The organism is Pseudomonas sivasensis (assembly GCF_021391435.1).
GTDB lineage: Bacteria > Pseudomonadota > Gammaproteobacteria > Pseudomonadales > Pseudomonadaceae > Aquipseudomonas > Aquipseudomonas sivasensis.
On sequence record NZ_CP090029.1, the window covers coordinates 1531317 to 1549684 of the forward strand.

The 18368-nt window shown below is 60.7% G+C and carries 17 protein-coding genes and 2 pseudogenes; 16 read left to right on the plus strand and 3 right to left on the minus strand.

Annotated features, from left to right (window positions below):
* The first annotated feature begins 143 nt into the window (after window positions 1-143).
* From LRO94_RS06805 to LRO94_RS06880, 16 genes and pseudogenes are all read left to right on the plus strand, one after another.
* Complete coding sequence (locus LRO94_RS06805; RefSeq protein WP_122752563.1) at window positions 144-1766, plus strand: methyl-accepting chemotaxis protein; 1623 nt, start codon at window positions 144-146, stop codon at window positions 1764-1766.
* Entirely contained in the window at window positions 1766-2278 is a 513-nt protein-coding gene (locus tag LRO94_RS06810; protein ID WP_032891724.1) for a chemotaxis protein CheW, read from the plus strand. Before LRO94_RS06805 ends, LRO94_RS06810 begins: the two co-directional genes overlap by 1 nt.
* Window positions 2275-3531 carry a CheR family methyltransferase gene (locus LRO94_RS06815; protein WP_032891723.1) on the plus strand — a complete coding sequence of 419 codons (1257 nt, stop codon included), beginning with the start codon at window positions 2275-2277 and terminating at the stop codon, window positions 3529-3531. Before LRO94_RS06810 ends, LRO94_RS06815 begins: the two co-directional genes overlap by 4 nt.
* Complete coding sequence (locus LRO94_RS06820; protein WP_179179455.1) at window positions 3528-4229, plus strand: chemotaxis protein CheW; 702 nt, start codon at window positions 3528-3530, stop codon at window positions 4227-4229. The genes LRO94_RS06815 and LRO94_RS06820 overlap by 4 nt, the downstream gene beginning before the upstream one ends.
* Window positions 4226-6508 (plus strand): hybrid sensor histidine kinase/response regulator, encoded by a 2283-nt coding sequence (locus LRO94_RS06825; protein WP_122680275.1) that lies wholly within the window; start codon window positions 4226-4228, stop codon window positions 6506-6508. Before LRO94_RS06820 ends, LRO94_RS06825 begins: the two co-directional genes overlap by 4 nt.
* Window positions 6505-7308: pseudogene (gene cheB / locus LRO94_RS06830) on the plus strand (chemotaxis-specific protein-glutamate methyltransferase CheB); the annotation flags it as partial. The gene LRO94_RS06825 and the pseudogene cheB, both read left to right, overlap by 4 nt.
* Window positions 7307-7999 (plus strand): annotated as a pseudogene (locus LRO94_RS06835) (chemotaxis protein CheB); the annotation flags it as partial. The pseudogenes cheB and LRO94_RS06835, both read left to right, overlap by 2 nt.
* Window positions 8000-8050: 51 nt before the next feature.
* Window positions 8051-9052 (plus strand): diguanylate cyclase, encoded by a 1002-nt coding sequence (locus LRO94_RS06840; protein WP_032891719.1) that lies wholly within the window; start codon window positions 8051-8053, stop codon window positions 9050-9052.
* 206 nt (window positions 9053-9258) lie between these two features.
* Window positions 9259-10354, plus strand: a protein-coding gene (gene prfB / locus LRO94_RS06845) for a peptide chain release factor 2 (protein ID WP_099601257.1) whose coding sequence is annotated in 2 segments (ribosomal slippage) — window positions 9259-9330 and window positions 9332-10354 — 1095 coding nt in all. Because the reading frame shifts where the segments join, the coding sequence is not laid out codon by codon here.
* A gap of 79 nt (window positions 10355-10433) precedes the next feature.
* Window positions 10434-11936 carry a lysine--tRNA ligase gene (gene lysS / locus LRO94_RS06850; protein ID WP_032891718.1) on the plus strand — a complete coding sequence of 501 codons (1503 nt, stop codon included), beginning with the start codon at window positions 10434-10436 and terminating at the stop codon, window positions 11934-11936.
* Between the two features lie 106 nt (window positions 11937-12042).
* Window positions 12043-12759, plus strand: coding sequence for a TetR/AcrR family transcriptional regulator (locus LRO94_RS06855; protein WP_032891717.1), 717 nt, complete (start codon window positions 12043-12045; stop codon window positions 12757-12759).
* Between the two features lie 16 nt (window positions 12760-12775).
* Window positions 12776-13324, plus strand: coding sequence for a hypothetical protein (locus LRO94_RS06860; RefSeq protein ID WP_032891716.1), 549 nt, complete (start codon window positions 12776-12778; stop codon window positions 13322-13324).
* A gap of 22 nt (window positions 13325-13346) precedes the next feature.
* Window positions 13347-14624 carry a flavohemoglobin expression-modulating QEGLA motif protein gene (locus tag LRO94_RS06865; RefSeq protein ID WP_032891715.1) on the plus strand — a complete coding sequence of 426 codons (1278 nt, stop codon included), beginning with the start codon at window positions 13347-13349 and terminating at the stop codon, window positions 14622-14624.
* Window positions 14625-14719: 95 nt separating this feature from the next.
* Window positions 14720-15607, plus strand: a complete 888-nt coding sequence (locus tag LRO94_RS06870) for an alpha/beta hydrolase (protein ID WP_032891714.1) — start codon at window positions 14720-14722, stop codon at window positions 15605-15607.
* A 14-nt stretch (window positions 15608-15621) separates the two neighbouring features.
* The gene (locus LRO94_RS06875; protein WP_003172217.1) at window positions 15622-15948 is read left to right on the plus strand and encodes a hypothetical protein; all 327 of its coding nucleotides are present in this window, start codon (window positions 15622-15624) and stop codon (window positions 15946-15948) included.
* Window positions 15949-16090: 142 nt separating this feature from the next.
* The gene (locus LRO94_RS06880) at window positions 16091-16297 is read left to right on the plus strand and encodes a hypothetical protein (RefSeq protein ID WP_032891713.1); all 207 of its coding nucleotides are present in this window, start codon (window positions 16091-16093) and stop codon (window positions 16295-16297) included.
* A gap of 29 nt (window positions 16298-16326) precedes the next feature.
* On the opposite strand, the gene LRO94_RS06885 is transcribed toward LRO94_RS06880, so the two are convergent.
* The 3 genes from LRO94_RS06885 to LRO94_RS06895 form a co-directional block, all read right to left on the minus strand.
* Window positions 16327-17112: an OmpA family protein gene (locus LRO94_RS06885; RefSeq protein WP_032891712.1), complete on the minus strand. Its 786-nt coding sequence runs from the start codon at window positions 17110-17112 to the stop codon at window positions 16327-16329.
* A gap of 55 nt (window positions 17113-17167) precedes the next feature.
* Window positions 17168-17593, minus strand: coding sequence for a DUF4398 domain-containing protein (locus tag LRO94_RS06890; RefSeq protein WP_032891711.1), 426 nt, complete (start codon window positions 17591-17593; stop codon window positions 17168-17170).
* A gap of 273 nt (window positions 17594-17866) precedes the next feature.
* Window positions 17867-18211, minus strand: coding sequence for a hypothetical protein (locus tag LRO94_RS06895; RefSeq protein ID WP_032891710.1), 345 nt, complete (start codon window positions 18209-18211; stop codon window positions 17867-17869).
* Between the last annotated feature and the right edge of the window lie 157 nt (window positions 18212-18368).

Here is an 18368-nt window from a genome sequence, read left to right on the forward strand (position 1 = left end):
CTGTATAGATAAAGCACCCTGGCTGGCTGAATGCCCCAGGGTGTTTTTGCATTCCATGAGCGCTGCATCAAAACCCATTGATTAATGAGGCCTTCTGCTCAGCTATACTCCCCTCCATTTGAATGGCCCTTCGAGGAATTACTGTGAAGAACTGGACCTTGCGCCAACGCATCCTGGCAAGTTTTGCGGTCATTATCGCCATCATGCTGTTAATGGTTGTGGTCTCCTACTCACGGTTGCTGAAGATCGAAACCAGTCAGGAAGCCGTCCGGGACGATGCGGTACCGGGGGTTTATCTCAGTTCTATGATCCGCAGCGCGTGGGTCGACAGTTACCTTCAGACCATCGACATCATTGGTCTGCGTGAGGATAAAACCTTCACCAATACCGACAAGGCCGACTACAAGGCCTTCGAAGCGCGTATTGAGCAACAGATGGCCAATTACGAAAAAACCGTGCGCAGCCAGGCTGATCGCATGGAGTTCGATAACTTCAAAGCTGCACACATCAATTACAACAAGGTCCTTGAGCAGTTGCTGGACCGCGTCCAGAACAACGACCTGCCCGCTGCACGCGAGTTGCTTGAAGAGCAACTCACGCCGATCTGGATCGAAGGTCGCATGAAGCTCAATGACATTATTACGGAGAACAAAAACGTCTCTGATCGCGCCACCGCGGCGATTGACGACGCCGTTCTGTCGGCCAAGATCAGCATGGGCGTGTCGCTGATCATCGCCGTCCTCGCCGCCGGCCTGTGCGGCCTGCTGCTGATGCGCGCGATCATGGCGCCGATGCAGCGCATCGTCGAAATCCTCGACACCATGCGCACTGGCGACCTGAGCAAACGCCTGAATCTGGAGCGCAAGGACGAATTCAACGCGGTAGAAACCGGCTTCAACGACATGATGACCGAGCTCACCGCTCTGGTTTCCCAGGCGCAACGCTCTTCGGTTCAGGTCACCACCTCAGTGACGGAGATTGCGGCGACCTCCAAGCAGCAGCAGGCCACCGCCACCGAAACTGCCGCGACCACCACCGAGATCGGCGCCACTTCGCGGGAAATCGCCGCCACTTCCAAAGATCTGGTGCGTACCATGACCGAAGTCTCCACCGCTGCCGACCAGGCTTCGGTGGCCGCCGGTTCTGGCCAGCAGGGCCTGGCGCGTATGGAAGAGACCATGCATTCGGTGATGGGGGCCGCCGACCTGGTGAATGCCAAGCTGGCGATCCTCAATGAGAAGGCCGGCAACATCAACCAGGTGGTGGTGACCATCGTCAAAGTCGCCGACCAGACCAACCTGTTGTCCCTGAACGCCGCCATCGAAGCGGAAAAAGCCGGTGAATACGGCCGCGGGTTTGCCGTGGTCGCCACCGAAGTGCGTCGTCTGGCCGATCAGACCGCCGTGGCCACTTACGACATCGAGCAGATGGTGCGTGAGATTCAGTCGGCGGTTTCCGCTGGTGTGATGGGCATGGACAAATTCTCCGAAGAAGTGCGCCGCGGCATGTTCGAAGTGCAGCAAGTGGGCGAGCAACTGTCGCAGATCATCCATCAGGTACAGGCCTTGGCGCCGCGGGTGTTGATGGTCAACGAGGGCATGCAGGCCCAGGCCACCGGCGCCGAGCAGATCAACCACGCGCTGGTGCAGTTGGGTGATGCCAGCAGCCAGACCGTCGAATCCCTGCGCCAAGCCAGCTTTGCCATTGATGAACTGAGCCAGGTTGCGGTGGGTCTGCGCAGCGGCGTGTCGCGTTTCAAAGTGTGATGAGCGACCTCGCGGCTAAACGCGGCGCCGTCCCGGCAGCGAAAAAGGCGTTGTTCCTGGTGTTTCACATCGGCAGTGAACGTTATGCCCTCAAGGCCACCGAAGTGGCCGAGGTGCTGCCGCGCCTGCCGCTCAAACCCATTGCCCATGCGCCCTCTTGGGTGGCGGGTATCTTTGCTCATCGCGGAGCGTTGGTGCCGGTCATCGACCTGAGTGCGCTGACCTTCGGTACGGCGGCCCAGGCGCGTACCAGCACGCGGTTGGTGTTGGTCAATTACCAGCCGCAACCCTGGGTCGAGTCTCGCCGGTTGGGGCTTATCCTCGAGCAGGCCACCGATACCCTGCGTTGCGATCCCGCGGAATTTCAGCCCTATGGCCTGGAGAACCCCCAGGCGCGCTATTTGGGGCCGGTGCGTGAGGATGCGTTGGGCCTGATGCAATGGATCGGCGTGAATGACGTGCTCACCGATGACGTGCGCGCCCTGTTGTTTTCTGCCGAGCTGAGCGTATGAGCAACGACCCGCGCTTCTTTGCCTTCCTCAAGGAACGTATCGGCCTGGACGTCGCGTCGGTCGGCGAGGCCATTATCGAGCGCGCCGTGCGCCAGCGCAGCCAGGCCGTGCAGGCGCAGACGCCAGGCGAATACTGGCAGCGCCTGCAAAGCTCCCACGACGAGCAACAAGCACTGATCGAAGCGGTGATCGTTCCCGAGACGTGGTTTTTCCGTTACCCCGAATCCTTTGCGACTTTGGCCCGGTTGGCGATTGCACGCCTGGCCGAGATCAAGCAGATGCGCGCACTGCGCATCCTCAGCCTGCCGTGCTCCACCGGCGAAGAACCCTATTCGATTGCCATGGCCCTGCTCGATGCCGGCCTGGCGCCGCATCAGTTCAAGGTGCTCGGCTTGGACGTCAGCCCGCTGTCGGTGGAGCGTGCGCGGCGCGGGGTGTATGGCAAGAACTCGTTCCGCGGTAGCGATATTGCCTTTCGCGATCGCCACTTCACTGAACACAGCGACGGGTTCCACATCGCCGACCGCGTGCGCGAACAAGTGCGCCTGCAAGTCGGCAACTTACTGGACCCGACGCTGCTGGCGAACGAGGCGAGCTACGATTTCGTGTTTTGCCGCAACCTTTTGATCTATTTCGACCAGCCGACGCAGAAGCAAGTGTTCGATGTGCTCAAGGGCCTGACCCACGTAGACGGCGTACTGTTTATCGGCCCGGCCGAGGGCAGCCTGCTGGGCCGGCATGGCATGCGTTCGATCGGGGTGCCGCAGTCTTTCGCCTTTAGTCGGCACGCCGAACCTAACCTGCCGGCGCCGGTATTCGTGCCGATACCGAGCCCTCAGCGCAGCGCGGCGCCCATCCCCGTCAAGCCAAGGCCGTTCAGTACCGCGAGCGCCCAAGTGGTGCCGATCAAGCCTCCGCCGCCTTCCGACGCGGGTACCTTGCTCAGCCGCATCGCCACCTTGGCCAACGAAGGCAAGAGTGCCGAGGCCCGTGTCGCCTGCGAGCAGTATTTGAACAGCCACCCGCCAGCCGCCCAGGTGTTCTACTGGCTGGGGCTGCTCAGCGATGTGGCCGGCAGCGCCCTGGAGGCTCAGGGGTTTTATCGGAAAGCCTTGTACCTGGAACCTCAGCACCCGCAGGCCTTGATTCACCTGGCCGCGTTGCTCGAATCCCAGGGCGACAGCGCGGGGGCGCGCCGTTTGCAAGCGCGGGCCGCCCGTAGCGAGCGAGCAGACAGTGAGTCCAAACGATGAGTAGCCCCGACGCGCTCGACACCGCCGGCCTGGACCTGACTATGGCCGACACCCAGGCCATCGACGATTGCTGGAACCGGATCGGTATCCACGGCGACAAGTCCTGCCCGCTGCTGGTGGACCATATCCACTGCCGCAACTGTGCGGTGTACTCAGCGGCCGCCACGCGCCTGCTGGATCGCTACGCCCTGCAGCAGGACGACCGTCGTCCGGCCGCTGCAGTTGAAGTCGACGAAGAGATCGTCACCCGCTCGTTGCTGATGTTCCGTCTCGGTGAAGAGTGGTTGGGCATCGCCACCCGCTGCCTGGTGGAGGTGGCTCCGTTGCAACCGATTCACTCGCTGCCGCACCAGCGTTCCCGCGCCTTGCTCGGCGTGGCGAACGTGCGGGGGGCGCTGGTGGCGTGCCTGTCTCTGGTGGAGCTGCTCGGCCTGGACAACACCGGTCACGGCGCCAGTGGCGGGCGGATCATGCCACGTATGTTGATCATCGCCGCGCAGGATGGCCCAGTGGTGGTACCGGTGGACGAAGTGGACGGCATCCATGCCATCGATGAGCGCACCTTGAACGCTGCGTCGGCGCCTGGCTCCCAGGCCAGCGCACGCTTTACTCAGGGCGTGTTGCAATGGAAGGGCCGCAGCCTGCGTTGGCTGGATGAGGCGCAATTGTTGTCCGCCGTGACCCGGAGCCTCACATGACCCCCGACCAGATGCGCGACGCCTCGCTGCTGGAACTGTTCAGCCTGGAAGCCGATGCACAGACCCAGGTACTGAGCGCGGGCCTGCTGGCCCTGGAGCGTAACCCGACCCAGGCCGATCAGCTTGAAGCCTGCATGCGCGCGGCCCATTCGCTCAAGGGCGCGGCGCGGATCGTGGGGGTGGATGCGGGTGTCAGCGTGTCCCACGTCATGGAGGATTGCCTGGTCAGCGCCCAGGAAAGTCGCCTGTACCTGCAACCCGAACACATTGACGCCTTGCTGCAAGGCACCGACCTGCTGATGCGCATCGCCACCCCGGGAAACACCGTGGGGCCAGCGGACATCGACGCTTATGTGGCGTTGATGGAGCGCCTGCTGGATCCGTCGCAGCCCACCGCCAAAGCTGCGCCACCGCCTGTCGTGTCCCAGCCTGCACCCGCGCCGGTCATCGAAGAATTGCCGCCGGAGCCCGAGCCCGCTCCCCCTGTTGCCAGCGATCCGCCGCGTCAGGGCAAGCGCATGACCGAAGGCGGCGAGCGCGTGTTGCGCGTGACCGCCGAGCGCTTGAACAGTCTGCTGGATCTGTCGAGCAAATCCCTGGTGGAAACCCAGCGGCTCAAGCCCTATCTGGCCAGCATGCAGCGCCTCAAACGTATTCAAAGCAATAGCGTGCGCGCCCTGGACACACTGGACGGCCACCTCAAGACTCTGGATCTGAACCTCGAAGCCCAGGAAGCCCTGGCTGATACCCGTCGCCTGCTGAGCGAGGCGCAGGCCTTACTGGCGGAAAAAACTGCCGAGCTGGATGAGTTCGGCTGGCAGGCAGGGCAGCGCGCTCAGGTGCTCTACGACACTGCGCTGGCCTGTCGCATGCGTCCGTTTGCCGATGTGCTGGCCGGGCAGGTGCGTATGGTGCGCGACCTCGGCCGCAGCCTCGGCAAGCAGGTGCGCCTGGAGATCGAGGGCGAAAAGACCCAGGTCGACCGTGACGTGCTGGAAAAGCTCGAAGCGCCACTCACCCATCTATTGCGCAATGCCGTCGACCACGGCATCGAAATGCCCGACCAGCGCCTGCTGGCCGGCAAACCCGCCGAAGGCTTGATCCGCCTGCGTGCCTCCCATCAGGCCGGTTTACTGGTGCTGGAACTGAGCGACGACGGCAACGGCGTCGACCTGGAGCGCCTGCGCGGGACCATTGTCGACCGGCATCTGTCGACCCTGGAGACCGTGCTGAACCTGAGCGAAGAGGAACTGCTGACGTTCCTGTTCCTGCCGGGTTTCAGCCTGCGCGACAAGGTTACCGAGGTGTCCGGGCGCGGCGTCGGACTGGATGCGGTGCAGCATATGGTCCGCCAGTTGCGCGGCGCGGTGGTGCTGGAGCAGACGGCGGGGCAGGGCAGTCGTTTTCACTTGGAGGTGCCGCTGACCCTTTCGGTGGTGCGCAGCCTGGTGGTGGAAGTTGGCGAAGAAGCCTATGCGTTCCCGCTGGCACATATAGAACGTATGTGTGACCTGGCCCCCGACGACATTGTGCAACTCGAAGGCCGACAGCATTTCTGGCACGAGGGGCGGCATGTTGGCCTGGTCGCCGCCAGCCAGCTGTTACAGCGCCCGCCGGGGCAGACCAATGACGAGACCTTGAAGGTGGTGGTGATCCGCGAGCGCGATGCGGTGTACGGTATCGCCGTGGAACGTTTCATCGGCGAGCGTACCCTGGTGGTGTTGCCGCTGGATGACCGCCTGGGCAAGGTCCAGGATATTTCCGCCGGCGCCTTGCTGGATGACGGCTCGGTGGTGTTGATCGTCGATGTGGAAGACATGCTGCGTTCGGTGGACAAGCTGCTCAACACCGGGCGCCTGGAACGCATTGCCCGGCGCAGCCAGCAGGTCACCGAGGCTCCGCGCAAACGCGTACTGGTGGTGGATGACTCGCTCACCGTGCGTGAGTTGCAACGTAAATTGCTGCTTAATCGCGGCTACGAAGTGGCCGTTGCGGTCGACGGTATGGACGGCTGGAACGCCTTACGTTCCGAAGACTTCGACCTGCTGATCACTGACATTGATATGCCTCGCATGGACGGTATTGAATTGGTCACACTCTTGCGCCGTGATACTCGCCTGCAATCGTTGCCGGTGATGGTGGTGTCGTACAAAGACCGTGAAGAGGACCGTCGCCGTGGGTTGGATGCCGGCGCCGATTATTACTTGGCCAAGGCCAGCTTCCACGACGACGCGTTGCTGGACGCCGTCGTGGAGCTGATTGGGGGCGCGCGGTCATGAGGGTTGCGATCGTCAACGACATGCCCCTGGCCGTGGAGGCCTTGCGCCGCGCCTTGAATTTCGAGCCCTCGCACGAGGTGGTGTGGGTGGCCGGCAATGGTCTGGAGGCAGTGCAGCGCTGCGCTGAGTTGACGCCTGACCTGATCCTGATGGATCTGATCATGCCGGTGATGGACGGCGTGGAGGCCACGCGGCAGATCATGGCCGAGACCCCGTGCGCGATCCTGTTGGTGACCGTCGACCGCCAGGCCAATATGAGCCGGGTGTTCGAAGCCATGGGCCACGGCGCCCTGGATGTGGTGGACACGCCCGCACTCGGCGTGGGCAATCCAAAGGATGCGGCGGCACCGCTGCTGCGCAAAATCCTCAACATCGGCTGGCTGATCGGCCAGCGCGGCAGCCGCGTGCGCACCGAAACCACGTCAGCGCGCACCTCCGGCAAACGCCAGAGTTTGGTGGCTATCGGCTCTTCGGCGGGTGGCCCGGCTGCCCTGGAAATCCTGCTCAAGGGTTTACCCCGTGACTTTCCCGCCGCCATTGTGCTGGTGCAGCATGTGGACCAGGTCTTTGCCGCCGGCATGGCCGAATGGCTCAGCAGTGCTTCCGGGCTGCCGGTGCGCCTGGCCCGCGAAGGCGAACCGCCGCAAAGCGGTGTGGTCTTGCTGGCCGGTACCAATCACCACATTCGTCTATTGAAGAACGGCACGCTAGCCTATACCGCAGAGCCGGTGAACGAGATTTACCGGCCTTCGATCGACGTGTTCTTCGAAAGCGTGGCCAGCCACTGGAATGGTGACGCTCGGCGTGGGCAATCCAAAGGATGCGGCGGCACCGCTGCTGCGCAAAATCCTCAACATCGGCTGGCTGATCGGCCAGCGCGGCAGCCGCGTGCGCACCGAAACCACGTCAGCGCGCACCTCCGGCAAACGCCAGAGTTTGGTGGCTATCGGCTCTTCGGCGGGTGGCCCGGCTGCCCTGGAAATCCTGCTCAAGGGTTTACCCCGTGACTTTCCCGCCGCCATTGTGCTGGTGCAGCATGTGGACCAGGTCTTTGCCGCCGGCATGGCCGAATGGCTCAGCAGTGCTTCCGGGCTGCCGGTGCGCCTGGCCCGCGAAGGCGAACCGCCGCAAAGCGGTGTGGTCTTGCTGGCCGGTACCAATCACCACATTCGTCTATTGAAGAACGGCACGCTAGCCTATACCGCAGAGCCGGTGAACGAGATTTACCGGCCTTCGATCGACGTGTTCTTCGAAAGCGTGGCCAGCCACTGGAATGGTGACGCCGTCGGCGTACTGCTGACCGGCATGGGTCGTGACGGGGCTCAGGGCCTTAAGTTATTGCGTGAACAAGGTTATTTGACCATCGCCCAGGATCAGCAGAGCTCGGCGGTGTATGGCATGCCCAAAGCGGCGGCGGCGATTGATGCCGCTGTTGAAATTCGCCCTCTGGACAGAATTGCGCCCCGATTACTGGAGGTCTTTGCACAATGAACATGACCTTGCGCGATGCTGGCTTGCAGGTAGTAATTCAGGTGACTGCAGATGAATGATTTACAGATCGACGACATCAAGACCGACGAAAATGCCGCCATGGTGTTGCTGGTCGACGACCAGGCCATGATCGGCGAAGCGGTCCGACGCGGCCTGGCCCATGAAGAAAACATCGATTTCCACTTCTGCGCCGATCCGCACCAGGCGATTGCCCAGGCTATCCGCATCAAGCCGACGGTGATCCTGCAGGACTTGGTGATGCCCGGCCTCGATGGCCTGACTCTGGTGCGCGATTACCGTAATCACCCGGCCACGCAGAACATCCCGATCATCGTGCTATCCACCAAGGAAGACCCGCTGATCAAGAGCGCGGCGTTCTCGGCGGGGGCCAACGACTACCTGGTCAAGCTGCCGGACAACATCGAACTGGTGGCACGCATCCGCTATCACTCGCGTTCCTACATGACGCTGCTGCAGCGCGATGCGGCTTACCGCGCGCTGCGGGTCAGCCAGCAACAGTTGCTGGACACTAACCTGGTGCTGCAACGCCTGATGAACTCCGATGGCCTTACCGGGCTGTCCAACCGCCGTCACTTCGACGAATACCTGGAACTGGAGTGGCGCCGCGCCATGCGCGACCAGACCCAACTGTCGCTGCTGATGATCGACGTGGACTTCTTCAAGACCTATAACGACAGCTTCGGTCACGTCGAAGGCGACGAAGCCCTGCGCAAAGTTGCCGCCACCATCCGCGATGCCAGCAGTCGCCCTTCGGACCTGCCGGCGCGCTACGGTGGTGAAGAGTTTGCGTTGGTGCTGCCGAACACCTCACCGGGAGGCGCGCGACTGGTGGCCGAAAAGCTGCGCATGGCCGTCGCGGCGTTGAAAATCCCGCATATCGCCCCGGCAGAAGGCTCCAGCCTGACGATCAGCATCGGCCTGTCGACCACCACGCCGCAGCAGGGTACGGATTGTCGGCAACTGATATTGGCGGCGGACAAGGGCTTGTATACGGCCAAACACAATGGGCGTAATCAGGTCGGCATCGAGTGAATCGAGGCCGCAACCGATCAACATGTGGGAGGGGGCTTGCCCCCGATAGCGGAGGGTCAGTCACCTGATGCACCGCCATCGAGAGCAAGCACCCTCCCACATTTAACCCAGCGTAGTCTGCCTTTTCGCCAGGCGGGCTGCCGCTCCCCCCCGTTTGCCGTTATACTCGCCGGCTTTCAAAAGTTCGCCAACGAGTGCTGCCCGCCATGGAAATCAACCCGATCCTGAACACCATCAAGGACCTGTCCGAGCGCTCCGAAACTATTCGGGGGTATCTTTGACTACGATCAAAAGCATGAGCGTCTGACCGAAGTCAATCGTGAGCTTGAAGATCCGAGTGTCTGGAACAAACCTGAATACGCCCAAGAGTTGGGCCGCGAGCGCGCTGCGCTAGCGCAGATCGTCGACACCCTCGACGAACTGAACACCGGTCTGGCCGATTGCCGTGACCTGCTGGACATGGCCGTCGAAGAAAACGACGAAGGCGCAGTGGGCGATGTCATCGCCGAGCTGGCCCGTCTAGAGGAAAACCTCGCTAAGCTCGAATTCCGCCGCATGTTCAGCCATGAAATGGACCCGAACAACGCCTACCTGGACATCCAGGCCGGTTCCGGCGGCACCGAAGCCCAGGACTGGGCCAACATCCTGCTGCGCATGTACCTGCGCTGGGCCGACAAACGCGGCTTCGACGCCACCATCATGGAGCTGTCGGCCGGTGAAGTGGCTGGCATCAAGGGCGCGACCGTGCACATCAAGGGTGAATACGCCTTTGGCTGGCTGCGTACCGAAATCGGCGTGCACCGCCTGGTGCGCAAGAGCCCGTTCGACTCCGGCAACCGTCGCCACACTTCGTTCTCCGCGGTGTTCGTCTCGCCAGAGATCGACGACAAGGTGGAAATCGAGATCAACCCGGCCGACCTGCGTATCGACACCTACCGTTCCTCTGGTGCTGGTGGTCAGCACGTAAACACCACCGACTCGGCCGTACGTATTACTCACGTACCGACCAACACCGTGGTCAGCTGCCAGAACGAACGTTCCCAGCACGCCAACAAGGACACCGCCATGAAAATGCTGCGGGCCAAGTTGTACGAGCAGGAAATGCAGAAGCGCAACGCCGCTTCCCAGGCGCTGGAAGACACCAAGTCGGATATCGGCTGGGGTCACCAGATCCGTTCGTATGTGCTCGATGCGTCGCGGATCAAGGATCTGCGCACTAACATCGAACGCAGCGACTGCGACAAGGTGCTCGACGGCGATATCGACGAATACCTGGAAGCCAGCCTGAAGTCCGGCTTGTAATAAAGATTGTAGGAGCCGGCTTGCCGGCGATCCCCGGCCGCAGGCCGGGGACAACGAACCTGATGGAAATTTTAAAGACATGAGCGACCAACAACTCGACCCGCAAGCCCTGCAACAGGAAGAAAACTCCCTGATCGCCCTGCGCAAGGAAAAGCTTGCTGCCGAGCGCGCGAAGGGCAATGCCTTCCCCAATGACTTCCGCCGCGAAAACTACTGCGATGCCTTGCAGAAACAGTATGCGGACAAGACCAAGGAAGAGCTGGCAGAGGCTGCGATCCCGGTCAAAGTGGCAGGTCGCATCATGCTCAACCGTGGCTCGTTCATGGTGATCCAGGACATGACCGGTCGCATCCAGGTCTACGTCAACCGCAAGACCTTGCCTGAAGAAACCCTGGCCTCGGTGAAAACCTGGGACATGGGCGACATCATTGCCGCCGAAGGCACCCTGGCCCGTTCCGGCAAGGGCGACCTGTACGTCGAGATGACCAGCGTGCGCCTGCTGACCAAGTCCCTGCGCCCGCTACCGGACAAGCACCACGGCCTGACCGACACCGAGCAGCGCTACCGCCAGCGCTACGTTGACCTGATCGTCAACGAAGACGTGCGCCAGACCTTCCGCGTGCGTTCGCAAGTCATCGCCCACATCCGCAGCTTCCTGATGGCGCGTGACTTCCTTGAAGTCGAAACCCCGATGCTGCAAACCATCCCCGGTGGTGCCGCAGCCAAGCCATTCGAAACCCACCACAACGCCCTGGACCTGGAAATGTTCCTGCGTATCGCGCCGGAGCTGTACCTGAAGCGTCTGGTTGTGGGTGGTTTTGAAAAGGTCTTCGAGATCAACCGCAACTTCCGTAACGAAGGTGTCTCGACCCGTCACAACCCAGAATTCACCATGTTGGAGTTCTACCAGGCCTACGCCGACTACGAAGACAACATGGACCTGACCGAAGAACTGTTCCGCGAACTGGCACAGCTGGTCCTGGGCAGCACCGACGTGCCGTATGGTGACAAGGTGTTCCACTTCGGCGAGCCGTTCGTACGTCTGTCGGTGTTCGACTCGATCCTCAAGTACAACCCCGAGCTGACCGCTGACGACCTCAACGACATCGACAAAGCCCGTGCCATCGCCAAGAAAGCCGGCGCCAAGGTGCTGGGCTTCGAAGGCCTGGGCAAACTGCAGGTGATGATTTTCGAAGAGCTGGTCGAACACAAGCTGGAACAGCCGCACTTCATTACCCAGTACCCGTTCGAAGTCTCGCCGCTGGCCCGTCGCAACGATGACAACCCGAACGTCACTGACCGTTTCGAGCTGTTCATTGGTGGCCGCGAAATCGCCAACGCCTACTCCGAGTTGAATGACGCGGAAGACCAGGCCGAGCGCTTCATGGCTCAGGTGGCCGATAAGGACGCCGGTGACGACGAAGCCATGCACTACGACGCAGACTTCGTACGCGCCCTGGAATACGGCATGCCGCCAACCGCCGGTGAAGGTATCGGCATCGACCGACTGGTGATGTTGTTGACCAACTCGCCGTCGATCCGCGATGTGATCTTGTTCCCGCACATGCGGCCGCAAGCGTAACTCTAGCGAAATCCGAAGCCGCCTTTTATAAGGCGGCTTTTTTATGGGGCGTTTTTAAGCGTCAAGCAAACAGCGCCAGGTTTTGATCTATTCAAGGATGTGTGTCGTGAACCGCGTAATCGCACAAGAAGGCGCCGCCGGCATTGCAGCTGCCGTGGCTGAAAGCGTCCAGTACCAGGGCCGTAAGGCCAGTCGTCGGGGCAGCGAGCAACGGCGGCAAGACATTCTCGATGCGGCCATGCGTATTGTGGTGCGTGAGGGCGTACGAGCCGTGCGCCATCGGGCGGTGGCGGCGGAAGCGGGCGTGCCGTTGTCGGCGACCACCTACTACTTCAAAGACATCGATGACCTGCTGACCGACACCTTCGCGCAGTACGTCGAACGCAGCGCTGCCTTCATGGGCAAGCTGTGGGTACGTAACGAAGGCCTGTTGCGCGAGATGGTTGCCTACGGCGATGGCAGCCCGGAGTCACGTTCGCAATTGGCCGATGACATCGCGCGCCTGACCGCCGACTATGTGCTGCGCCAACTGACCAACCGTCGCGAACACCTCATGGCTGAACAGGCGTTTCGTCAGGAAGCGCTATTGAACCCGCGCCTGGCCGAACTGGTGCGTTCCCATCAGCAGATTTTATTGCAGGGCACCGGGCAGTTTTTCCAGGTGTTGGGCTCCCGCGAGCCGCAGCAGGACGCCAAGGTGTTGACGGCGATTATCAGTCGGATGGAATATCAGGGCCTGTTGGGCGGCGCAGAGCCTCTGACCGGTGAAGAGATGCTTGAGATCCTCAAGCGTTACATGCATTTGGTGTTGGCCTCGGTCTGACACCGGAGGGTGTCTGATGAAAACCTGGCGTATCGCGCTAATCGCCTTGTCGTTCCTGCTGCTCAGCGGTTGTTTGGTGACCTTCAAGGAGCCGCTGGCAAGCCGTGAAGCGGCGCCGAATGAGTTGCTGGGCCACTGGTCCAGCAAGAATGCATGGGGTGAGCCGCTCAACTTACACATCACTCGCGCCGGTGAGCACCGCTACAAAGCCGTGAGCTACCCTAAAGCGGCGCCGGGCCAGCGCGATGAGTACCTGTTTACTGTGTCGCGCCATGGCAACCGGTGGTACCTGTCGGCGCCGTTGCCTACAAAGTTCGGTGGGAATTTTATCCTGGCCGGCTTCGAATTCGACGAAAAGCACGAATTGGTGGTCTACAACCTGGATCTGGAGCAGATCCGCCAAGCCATCGGCCAACAGGCATTGGATGGAGGCACCGTAGAAACCGTCGAAGGCGACGGGGTGTTGGTGGACAGCCCCATGGACCGGGTATTCGCCTACCTGGATGACCCGGCCAATGCCGATGTGTTCGTTGAAGCCGCGCGCTATCAGCGTGCGGGCAAATAACGTTTAAAGAAGGAAGCACCCGGTGGACGATTACCAGCAGACGATACGCACCTTGTCCGATCGCATTGTGCTGGCACAGACACCGATTCGCGTCCTCGACGCCGTCAAATGGGACGACACTATTCGCCAGGGATTCCTCAAGGCCAAGGGCAAGGCAATGCCTGCCGTAGACCGCGACTATTACCTGAACCGGCCGCTGTCGTTTGACTCCAGTGCGGTGAAGCTGGAATTCCAGAATATCGAGCGTGACATCACCCGTCGCCTCGGCCAGTTCAGCCCGGTGGGGCAGATCATGCGTCGCATGTGCCGCGAGTACCGCATGGTGGTGCGGATGCTCGAAGCGCGCGGCACCGAGGACTTCGGCCTGATCTCCCAAGAGCTGTACGGCGCCGCCTCCGATGCGTTCCACGCCGGCGACCCAACCCTGGCCGACCTGGGCCTGATGCTCTCCGACTACCTGAATAACATCGACGGCCGTGGCGACCTCAAGGACGAAGCCAAGACCCTCACCGCCAAGGACGCCGTCGCCCTGCTGCAAACCCGCCTGAACAAGGTGTTCGGCGAGGCGGAAGAAACCATTCGCGTGTTCGAGTCCGACGGCATCGTTGCGGATGCAGCGGCGGGGGCCGACTACATCAAGATCCGCGCCGATGCGATGTTCAACAATCGCGACGTGCGCGCCCTGGAAGTCCATGAAGGCCTGGTGCACGTCGGCACTACCCTCAACGGCCAGAACCAGCCGATCTGCACTTTCCTGTCCAAAGGCCCGCCGTCTTCCACGGTGACCCAGGAAGGCTTGGCGATTCTGATGGAGATCATCACCTTCGCCTCCTACCCGAGTCGCCTGCGCAAACTCACCAACCGCACGCGCGCTATCCACATGGTGGAGGAGGGCGCCGATTTCCTGCAGGTGTTCGAATTCTTCCGCGAGCAAGGCTTTGAAATCGCTGAAAGCTATGGCAACGCCAGTCGCGTATTCCGTGGCTCGGTGCCCAATGGACTGCCGTTTACCAAGGATTTGTCCTACCTCAAGGGCTTCATCATGGTCTACAACTACATCCAGTTGGCCGTGCGCAAAGGCAAGCTGGAACAGGTGCCGTTGCTGTTCTGCGGCAAGACCACTCTGGAAGACATGCGTACCCTGCGCCAACTGGTGGACGAAGGCCTGGTGGTGCCGCCCAAGTACCTGCCTGAACAGTTCCGCGACATGAACGCATTGGCGGCGTGGATGTGCTTCTCCAACTTCCTCAACCACTTGAGCCTGGATCGGATCGAGGCGGATTACTCCAATATCCTCTGAAGAAACCGGGTCTAAATGTGGGACGGCGCAAACCACCTCCCACATTGAATCTTCAACAGACGGTCAATTTCATCTTAATCACGAGGCTTCAACGGATGAGAATCCTCGGCATTCTATGCCTGCTACTCACATTGAACGGTTGCAGCTCCCTGCTGTTCTACCCCGAACCCGGCCTGCCGTTCACGCCCGAAAAAGCGCACTTGCAATACCGCGACGTCACCCTCACCACCGCCGACGGCGTGAAGCTGCACGCGTGGTGGCTGCCGGCCAAGGCTGGCGTGCCCGTCAAAGGCACGGTGCTGCACTTGCACGGCAACGGCGGCAATCTGGCCTGGCACCTGGGGGGCAGTTGGTGGTTGCCGGAGCAGGGCTATCAGGTGCTGCTGGTGGACTATCGCGGATACGGGTTGTCAGAAGGCAAACCGTCCTTGCCTGCGATCTATCAGGATGTGGATGCAGCGTTCAGTTGGATCGACAAAGCCCCCGAAACCCAGGGCCCGCCGCTGATTGTTCTCGGCCAGAGCCTGGGCGGTGCGCTGGCCGTGCATTACCTGGCAGAGCATCCGGAGCGTCAGGCCAGGCTTAAGGCGCTGGTACTGGATGGTGTGCCAGCCAGTTATCGTGACGTAGGACAATTCGCCCTCAGTACCTCCTGGCTAACATGGCCGTTTCAAGTGCCCTTGTCCTGGCTGGTCCCCGACGCCGACAGTGCGATCAACGCCATGCCTCGGCTGACCGGCGTGCCGAAACTGCTGTTCCACAGCCTGGATGACCCGATCGTGCCGCTTTCCAATGGCATCCGTCTGTACCAGGCGGCGCCACCGCCCAGAGTGTTGCAATTGACCCGAGGCGGTCATGTGCAGACCTTTGCCGACAAGACCTGGCAAACCGTGATGCTGCGCTACCTGGATGACCCGCAGCACTTCAACGGCCTACGCCGCCTGGGCGAAATTCCGAACTACCCCATTCCTAAAGTTGACTGATCAGAGAGCCCGCAATGAGCGAAGAACGCAACATGATCCCGCTGATTCTCACCGGCATCGGCACCATCATCGGCACCGTCGGCTGCCTGTGGTACTACGGCTACCTGCACTTCGCCAAGCCGGAAGATGCGTTGTTGCTCAGTGACTTCACCATGCTCAAAACCGTGCCTGGCGAGGACTACAAAATTTCTTTGACCCCGGCGGCCCAGGTGGCGCAGTGCGTCGATGGCGTGCTGGTGATGTTCGACACCGAGCAGAAAGGCCTCAGTGGCGTGCTGGTAAACAACAAGAAACAGGCAGTACGTTGTATGGGGCAGGAAACGCCACAACTGCAGCAGTAAGCCCTCTTAAAACCTCACGATTTACGACTCGCCCCCGTAGATCGTGCAGCTGCAGCCCCCGTACTGAACTGAAATATCTGGAACCGTATCGCGCCAGCAACCACTGAATGCGGTATGACTTACACAGATCGGGGCCGAAAACGTGGCGATCACTATTGCTGCAATACGCAACATGCTGGACATGGCGAGGGGGCATGAGTCGTTGCAACGGCTGGATGCTCAGGACCATGAACTCCAGCAAATGATGGACAAGCTGTCACACAATACTTATGGCGCGAAGATAGAGCTGCCCGCTGAGGATACGCATCGAACGGTCCAGTTCGATGAGCCCAAAAAAAACCCACCGTAAGGTGGGTTTTCTTATCCAGCGTTAATCAATCAGTTAGCGACGGAAGAGCGTGGCTTCACTGGTTGGTTATCGTTAGAGATGGTCACTTCAACACGACGGTTCATGGCACGGCCCGACACGCTGCCATTATCGGCAACCGGGTATTCCTTGCCGTAGCCGGTGGTCACGATGCGGCGTGGGTCAACGCCCATCTTGATCAGCGCAACCTGAACCGAAGCGGCACGGCGCTCCGAGAGGCTCTGGTTGTAGGCGTCAGCGCCGGTGCTGTCGGTGTAACCCTCAATGATCACTTGGCGATCCGGGTTTTCCTGGAGGAACTGCGCCAGCTTGTTGATGTTTACCAGGCCGCTGGATTTCAGATCGGCCTTGTTGGTAGCAAACAGCACGTCACCAAAGGTCACCAGGGTGCCGCGATCGGTTTGCTTAGCGTTCAGGCTGTCTTGCAGTTGCTTGATCTGAGCGTCACGAGCGTCGAGCAGGGCGCGGGCGCGTTCGTCACCAGCATTTTTCAGCTTGGCCTCGGACTCGCGCAGCGCGATGGTGTCTTTAGCCACTTCAACGCGCTGATTGGTCAGGTAGGCCAGTTGGTCGACTTTCTTCTGGTCTTCCTTGTCGCGATAGGCTTTGTCAGCCTTGTCCAGCCAGTCCTGAGCGTCCTTGGTTTCCAGAGCCGCTACTTTGGTGGCGTTCGGGTTGGCCTGCAGGGCCGAGAAGTTGGTCCGTGCATTTTCCAGGTTCGCGTTTGGCGGGGTGGAGCAAGCCGCCAGTGCAACGCTCATCGCCAGCAGGGCAGGGATCATCAATTGTTTACGCATAGTCATGTCGTCCTTTCAATTCGATATCGGGTGCAATGCAATCAGGGGCAGCGGCTTATTTCTGCTGGATAGCAGCCGGGCGCATGCCTTCCTGACGCAGCTCCTGAACAGCTTTCTGGGAGTCCTTCACAGCCTGGTCGGCTTTGGCGGCCTGGGCTTTGCGCTCTGCAACGCGAGCGTCCCACTCGGCTTGCTCGGACAGGCGACGGGCTTCGTCGTAGTTCTTGTCATGCATGGCGATTTCGGCTTGCTTGAGCTTGTCCTGGGCCGACTTCATTTCTACGGCCGCGTACTCGGTGCCGCCGGCGCTGACAGCGCTGTTCACCGCGGACTGGGTTACTGCGTATTGCTCAGTCGGAGGGTTGCCGGCGCAGCCCGCCAGAACGAAGCTGGTGCCGATTGCCAGCGCGGCCAATTTAAGCCCGCGCAGGTGGTTAAACGAGGATTTGGCAGTGCTGGTCTTCATCGTCTTCAACTCCATTGGATAACTCCTGAAAAACTTCAAAATCCATCGCAGGTGGTCAGCGGCTGTGGGCCTGGCGGTTAAGCGCGGGGCACCTATTCAAACGGCTGTTCCAAGTGATGGCTTACTGGCTGTGACCGGAGGCTTTTTTGAATAGTTCAGAGAAGATGGCGATTTGCCTAAAAAAATAACTGACTGAACGGTCAGCGTAAAAAAATGGAACTTTTGCTGCGCGCAGAAGTACGCCGGGCCTCTTGGAGGCCCGGAATACAAGGGGTAGATAGACGGGGGTTAGTGCTTGGATTCGTCGACGCTGGTCGACAAGTCATGCAGATAGCGCCGCGACAACGTGAGAAAACGTGGCGTAGGGCCGACGTCTTCATAAAGCGGATCGCCCTCTTCATCGGTGGCGATGACGTGTTGCCCTTTGATGTAGGGGAAGCTGGCTTCCAGCTCTTCAAGGGCCGCGCCGATCAGCTCACCGAGCAGTTCTTCGGTACTGCGCTTGGGGTACATCTCGGCGATGGCCGCCAACCGTGCGGCGGCCTCTACATCAAGATGGATGGCGTACTCGGTCTTGGTCAAACGACCCTTAGCGTTCTCTTCCCAATGCTGGGCCAGTTCTCGAATTTTCATGGCAACCTCAATAAAGCCCGCGATGGCAGGCGGTGATGAGTGACCAGTCGCTCGCGTGGATAATGCGGCGGCTCACAGTTGAGACTAGCTGCAAGCCGCAAGGTTTAAAGTCTTGTCATAAAACGATGCTGACGGCACTCTGGCAGGCCTGCGCGTC